At 39.5% G+C, this 6,607-nt stretch carries 6 protein-coding genes; 2 read left to right on the top strand and 4 right to left on the bottom strand.

Annotation, left to right across the window (positions count from 1 at the left end; all coding sequences use genetic code 11):
• Nucleotides 1-497: 497 nt before the first annotated feature.
• Genes O9332_RS26335 through O9332_RS26325 form a run of 3 tightly spaced genes read right to left on the bottom strand, consistent with a single transcriptional unit; the run spans nt 498 to nt 4,536 of the window.
• Nucleotides 498-920, bottom strand: a complete 423-nt coding sequence (locus O9332_RS26335) for a type II toxin-antitoxin system VapC family toxin (RefSeq protein ID WP_002757383.1) — start codon at nt 918-920, stop codon at nt 498-500.
• A complete protein-coding gene (locus O9332_RS26330; protein ID WP_288028004.1) occupies nt 920-2,584 on the bottom strand; it encodes a restriction endonuclease subunit S in 1,665 nt (554 codons plus the stop codon). Before O9332_RS26330 ends, O9332_RS26335 begins: the two co-directional genes overlap by 1 nt.
• Entirely contained in the window at nt 2,554-4,536 is a 1,983-nt protein-coding gene (locus O9332_RS26325) for a type I restriction-modification system subunit M (protein WP_288028002.1), read from the bottom strand. The genes O9332_RS26330 and O9332_RS26325 overlap by 31 nt, the downstream gene beginning before the upstream one ends.
• Before the next feature lie 899 nt (nt 4,537-5,435).
• On the opposite strand from O9332_RS26325, the gene O9332_RS26320 reads away from it, so the two are divergent.
• Both O9332_RS26320 and O9332_RS26315 read left to right on the top strand, forming a co-directional pair.
• Nucleotides 5,436-5,855 carry a XisH family protein gene (locus tag O9332_RS26320; RefSeq protein WP_288028000.1) on the top strand — a complete coding sequence of 140 codons (420 nt, stop codon included), beginning with the start codon at nt 5,436-5,438 and terminating at the stop codon, nt 5,853-5,855.
• Nucleotides 5,840-6,142, top strand: coding sequence for an element excision factor XisI family protein (locus tag O9332_RS26315; RefSeq protein WP_002757393.1), 303 nt, complete (start codon nt 5,840-5,842; stop codon nt 6,140-6,142). Before O9332_RS26320 ends, O9332_RS26315 begins: the two co-directional genes overlap by 16 nt.
• Before the next feature lie 150 nt (nt 6,143-6,292).
• On the opposite strand, the gene O9332_RS26310 is transcribed toward O9332_RS26315, so the two are convergent.
• Nucleotides 6,293-6,424 carry a DUF5615 family PIN-like protein gene (locus O9332_RS26310; protein WP_256378285.1) on the bottom strand — a complete coding sequence of 44 codons (132 nt, stop codon included), beginning with the start codon at nt 6,422-6,424 and terminating at the stop codon, nt 6,293-6,295.
• Nucleotides 6,425-6,607: the final 183 nt, after the last annotated feature.

Raw genomic sequence — 6,607 nt, 5'->3', positions numbered from 1 at the left:
GTGTGGGGTTTTACCCATTTTCAGGTGGTCAATTACCTAATTTTCAGGGAAAAAATCCCTAAATTTTCCCCCCAATCACTCCAATGGTAGGCACTTTTTCAGGGAAAAAAAGTCTAAAAGCCTTATCCAACAAGGTTTTTAGATTTATTCAGCAAACCCTACCTAAGCCTGCTCACGGGTTTCAGCTTCATGGCGCAATTTGCTTGACTGCTCCTAACTATCGATAATATCAGGTCGGGAGCCAATAAACCCAACGCTTTCCCAATAAGCAACTAGCTCCAGCCCTGTTTTAGGAGGATTTTGTAGATAACTCATTCTCTAGCTCTGAAGGTAGATCTAGGCTGATGTTCACGGTATTTCTTTAACGTTCAATGACCTGTCTTTGATTATATCCGATATATTCAGTTAAACGAAGGCTGCATCTCATTTTTCTAAATCTACTAAGTTGGGATTTTTAAGGCGAAACTCTCTGCTAAAATCGGGCGTTACTTCCGAACTCATACCCGACAATTCCGCATCAGAGCGGTGAATCCTGCTTGGGCAAAATGTTTGTCATAAGCGAGTGCTTCTCTGATTCCATTTTCTTCCATTATTTTGAAAGATACGCAATCTGTATGACTCCATGCTTTGTCTTTACGCTGTTGATATAGTCTTAATCCTTGTTCAAATTGCTCACTGGTTTGGGGAACAATACGAACATTGGGGTTAGAACGCAAATTTTGAGTTAGCTCTATGGCTAAGTCACGGAAATACTCACCACGTTTAGAAAAGTCGTTTAAGACTTCGATAAGGACGGCTTCACTGGTGACAATATAGACGGGATGCAATGTTTTTGATAGCTGAACAGCTTTTTTATGCAAATTATCACTGGGGTTAAGAAGGGCAACCCAATAACCTGTATCGGCGAAAACGACTCTCACTAACTATCCTGTTGCTGTTGATAATGGTCAAAGTTTTGGGCTAAGTCTTTTGGTAGTTTTGCCCATTCTTCATTGGGGATTTTGGCAGAAAGTCGGGCGGCTAATTCCCAGATTGGTTCTGCATTATAGTCAAATTTAATATTTGCGAAAGAGAAGCTTTCGATAGGTGTTTGATTATTCATAGGTGTATTTGATTTAGAAGAAATCAGTTTTTCTAATTTAGAGATCGCTTCTTGTTCACTGCGCCAAGCTTGATCGCGTAGTTGGTTAGCTTTGAGAACTAGATCGCCAATTTCATTTCTAATCTTTGGTTCAGGTAATGGAATATGGACAGAAGCAAGCATTTCTCGATCTATATGAACAATAACTGAACCATAAGATTGTCGTGTTATTAGGCAATAACCATAATCTGAGGCTAACCAAGCATAAAGATAACCTGCATTAATATCATCAGATGCTAGAATCCGAGTTGCATCTTCACTAGCTGTCCATGCTGCCATGTATTTAGGAATAATCTGTACTTTCCCAATCGTGCCAGAACGAGTAACAGCGATCATGTTTTCTTCTAGTTGAATTTCAGGTAAATCTTTGGTATGTGCGCCCTTGGCAAGTCGTTTAACATCGATTGGATCGACTTGAAAAAGTTGTTTACTACTAAGCATAGGAATACCACCTTTGTCAACATAAGTGCGTTCTCTAAACTTTGTAATTGCTCTAACTTCTTTAGTAATTCGCTGATCGCCAATTTTAGTAATTTCAACAGGTAACTGAGCTAGTTGTTTTTCAGCAGCGATCGCTTCGGGATTGTGAAAACTTGCTTCTAATCGTCCCATGAGTTGAGAAGCTTTGATCGTAGTCGTAAAAGATGCACTACCACGCGGAGTAATATCTTTGAGATAGGGTAGGTTTAAACGTTCATGGAGAAGGCGATCGGCTTCATCTAACAAATGATTTGCTTCATCACGCAGTTCTCCCGCTTTACACATCAAGCGACCAATTTCAATCCGGCGAATTGGTTGTAAATCAGGGATTAAAACTTTTCCAAGATGTTCTGGTTTTATATAACTAACAACTGAACCACAAGATGTTTGAGTTAACTGAGGGCGACCATAGCGACTACGCAAAAACACAGCTATATAACCTGCTGTATCAGGATCATTAGCTCTGAGGCGAATAGCATTTTCTGAGAGGGCTTTACCTGCAAATATTTCAGTGGCTAGACTGATATTACCTACAGTTCCATAAGAAGAAATTAGTATGTCCCACTTTTGGATTATTAATTTATCTAAGCCTTTAGTCTGCTTACAACTTAAATAATTTTCTACTCTAGGGCGTAAACTAATAATCTCTGAGCCAGAAAGAAATGGAAAACCGTGTTCAGCATCTACATAAATTCGCTTGAAACGAAAGCCATCAAGAGCTTCCTGACAAAGACCTTCCTTGCCATAAAGCGGAATAAGAGGTAAATCACTATTTGTCAAAGCTGTAACTGCATTATGAGCCTCAATGCTAAAAGCAGAAGCCTCTAGACGCACACCAGCAGCCAGGACTTCACTGAGTTTGATCGTCGTCGATAGTTTCTCCGACTCATCATCAGGTATCTCTGGCGTGTAATCAGATTTAAAAGCGTAAGTTACCATCCTAGTACCACCTTTTTCTTCCACTCAATAAACTCATTAGCTACCAAATCCGTATCATCATCCTCAACCTTTTGACGAGGTAGCGGTCTAGCCACACCTTCACCCGTTGCCGTTCGCTCGATCAAAGGGATTGACTCTGGATTAGTTGGAACCAGTATCTCTTCCCCTTCCTCATTACGTCTGTAGGTGATGTTACCCCGTTTGTCATGTCCGATCGCCTTCACCTGTGCCATAAAGATTTCATAATCAGACATTGTTCCTTGAGCGATTTCCTTTTCAGTCTTTTTCTGAAGAATCAAAACCGAAGTTTGCGTCCCATTGTGAGGCTGAAAAGTATCAGGATGTAGGTCAATCGAAGCAACAATTCGGCAATGCTTAATTAACCAATAACGCACATAAAGTAACCCAGGAGCGCCCAAAATTGCATCAGGTAAAATGATTCCCATCCGTCCCCCTGGTTTCAAAAATTGCCAGCATCGTTCAATAAACAAGATCTCAGGTGATGCAGAACCCTGAAGTTGTTCTGTCGGTTCCCAACCAGACTCAGTTTCTTTCCAAACATGGGCAAGCTGATATTGTTTTAAGGTTTCTTCATCCTTAATTGGTAACTTTGAACCAAAGGGGGGATTGGTTGCAATTACATCAAAATGACCCAGATCTTTCTCACCGCGTAAAGTTTTTGGATCGATAGCTAAAGCCGTGGCAAATTGCTTGCGAAAACTATCTTCCCATTGATGAGGATGTAACAGAGAATCTTGTCTAAGAATATTTCCAGAGCCGTCATTGTTCATCACCATATTCATCTTGGTCGCTTTGACTAAATCTGGATTAATATCAATTCCAAAGAAATTAATTTTAGCTGTTTCTTGAATTTTAGAATTGAGTGCATTTTGCATCCAAGGATCTGACTGCTCAGTTACTCCTGCTTGTAGTTCTAACTTTTTGATTACCTCATTCATTGCAATTACCAAAAAGCCACCTGTGCCACAGGATTGATCGAGAATCTTATCAGTGACTTTCGGCTCCAGCATACGAATAGTCATTTTTTGCACATTTCGAGGTGTGAAAAATTCACCACGATCGCCCCTTAAATTTGCGCCAACCAGTTCTTCATAGGCTTTCCCTTTAACATCAATATTTGTACTCAGAAAGCTATAGCGTTGAAGCTCACCGATAATATAAGCTAAAGAACGAGGTTGAAGTTTAATTTCATCATTAGCATCAAAAATAGCAGGGTATTGCTTTTTAACTGCGCTAAAAATCTTGCTAATGCGATTAAAAACAGTTAACCGACCATCATTACTCTTTTTCTCTTTCGCTGTTGCATAAAATTCTAAAGGATTAGGAAAATTACGCTCATCATGAATCTTGCAAAAAATAACCTTTAAAAGCTCAAAAAAAGCAGGTTGTTTTTGTAGCCCATCCGTTACATAAATATGATCGTGGCAAATCTTAAAAGAAAACAGTAAATTATCACCAACTGCATTCTTTAGTGACTCACGAGTTGGGCGATCAACTTCCTCAACATTACCATTCTTAGAAGGAATATCATTAGGCTCTTCATACTCAATGCCTTCCTCTGTCCTAATTCGACGCAAGACGGTCTTTTTCCTACCATTTGTCCACATCCCCCACTCAGAGTTATCACAAGTCGCCATGTATGACCGAAGCTGCTCAACTCCGTCTTTACTGGCTGAGGGTGGTACTGAGTCTTTTTTGCACTCAATAATGATCCAAATATTTTCCTGATTGTGTTGATCCCCCTCACGGAAAATAGCCAGATCCACTCGAACAGTCTTACTACCCTGCTTAATTGGATACTCAACCTCGATCTGTTCTGGCAAATAGCCCAATTCCAGCACCAATCGACGCTCGATGTTCTGGCGAACATATTCTTCGGGCGTATCATTACGGGTTTTCTGGTCTATGAAATCACAGACCTTGCCATCTGGAAGTGTTGGCAAAAGCTTGGACATTGCCCTCCCCCCACAAAGAAAATTTACCTTCCTTAATGTTTTACCGGTAATTGATCTGCTTTGACCAACTGCTTATTTTAAATTTACAGGCTGGAAGAACTGATAGCGGGTCAACCGTTGGCCGTCAACCTAGCCTATTGAAGATAGGTTGCGTCAACCCAGACCGAGTCGATGGGCGATTGCACTGAACCGTTATCATCAACCTTGAATGATATTATTAGTCTAACTCTCGGTTTGGTACAGTGATTGGTTAGACAGATGGACTTTAAATGAAGTTTATGGAGATTTCGGCTCTCTTGGATTTGGTGGGTAAAATGTATTCTGAGATATATTCGCCTTAGTGAGGGAATGGAAGGAACCACAAAGACACAGAGGACACAAAGATTGATCGATCCTATGTAAGTTAAACTTATCACACAAAACCTAGAAGAACCCCGAAAGTTTCCGCATATCACCCCGTTTTGTGGATTCCTGACAATCAGCCGAAATAACATCAGCTTTCCCCAAGGATGCAACACCAATTGTTCAATCTGACTGCACTTCGTAACAAAAATTTACAACTCGATCATAAGCGATCGCACTCCCGTCCGTCGCTGTGCCTAGACGTTTTTAGATTATTATCATTTACTTGAATCAATGATCATGGTGCGTTCCCCAAAATTGATCGCTGCAGCGGTAGGACTTGCATGAGGGAACGCACCCTACCAGATCTGCACTGAGTTCTGTTGTTGCCTTGTTAGGATTAGGAGGATTAGGGTTAGTCTCTAGCCTGACCAAGCGAAAATAGAAATAGTAGGGTGGCCATTGCCCACCTTACCGCTTTTTCAGTCATAATAAATCCGAATTAGGGCGAACTGTAGTAAAATAGTAAACGAACCTCTTAAGCAGGGTTTATAAGGATGTCCAGACGAGACGATCTACATTTATCATTACGTCATACTTTAGAAAAAGAAGGTTGGAAAATCACTGATGATCCTTTAATTATAACCTTAGAAAAAACCTTGCTTAAAGCTGATTTAGGAGCAGAAAATTTTTTTGCTGCGGAAAAAGAAGATCGTAAAATTGCTGTAGAAATCAAAGACTTTGATACGCCTTCAGTTATCAGTGAATTAGAAAAAACAAGAGGACAACTTCAATTATACCAATGGGCTTTAGATTCACAAGAACCTGAAAGAAAACTTTTTTTGGGCATTAGTGAAGCGGTTTATTTAAAACACTTCAAAAAAGCTATTTTCCAACTGGTTATTAAACGTAATAGAATCAATTTAATTATTTATAATCCTCAAAAGGAGATAATTGTCGAATGGATAACACAGTAAATTATGCCGATATTCTGACTCAAGTTATCAGAAAAGAATCGGCGATGCAACCTCGATTACAAAACCTTAAAATTACCCCAGTTTGTGATCCAGAATCAGGCAACTTTTTAATAATTATGACTGGTTGGGAAAAAGAAGCATGGATTAATACAATTTTATTTCACGCTCGTTTATTGAAAAATAAAATTGTCATTGAAGATGATAATCTTGAAGAAGGATTAACAACCAATTTAATTCAAGCTGGGATTCCCCCAGAAGATATTATTACTGGACTTTCCCTAGAGTAAGGCAGGCATTACCCACCTTAGCGATATCGCAATGAATGTTAGGAAAAATTATCTAAATGCTTCAATTCTATCTAAATAGACATTAACTAATTTATGTTCAATGACCAAAGCTTCAATCTGTGGCCAAATACGAGCTAAAAACTGATGAAATTAGCGTTTTCGTATATTGCCAAAACGGAGATGTACTACTTTGGGTGGGGAAAAATCTAGCATTAGTCTATCAGAAAAGTCCGCATCTTTCGTAACAATAACCAGTTTTTTATCCTTTGGATATTGCCAAATTTCCGTATCCCTTGGAATTCTACCTAGGGCTTGCTGAATAAATCTAAAAACCTTGTTGGATAAGGCTTTTAGACTTTTTTTTCCTCAAAAAGTGCCGACCATTGGAGGGATCGGGGGTAAAATTCAGGTACTTTTTCCCTGAAAATTAGGTAACTGACTACCTCAAAATCGGTAAAACCCTAC

The sequence above is a fragment of the Microcystis sp. LE19-10.1B genome, from assembly GCF_027530565.1.
Lineage (GTDB): Bacteria > Cyanobacteriota > Cyanobacteriia > Cyanobacteriales > Microcystaceae > Microcystis > Microcystis aeruginosa.
Note: the sequence above shows the minus strand (reverse complement) of the source record. Positions and strands in the feature narration are given on the sequence as shown.

Excerpts from the sequence above, each read along its gene's own strand:
- O9332_RS26325 (WP_288028002.1), bottom strand. The coding sequence starts at position 4,536 with ATGTCCAAGCTTTTGCCAACACTTCCAGATGGCAAGGTCTGTGATTTC.
- O9332_RS26320 (WP_288028000.1), top strand. The coding sequence starts at position 5,436 with ATGTCCAGACGAGACGATCTACATTTATCATTACGTCATACTTTAGAA.
- O9332_RS26315 (WP_002757393.1), top strand. The coding sequence starts at position 5,840 with ATGGATAACACAGTAAATTATGCCGATATTCTGACTCAAGTTATCAGA.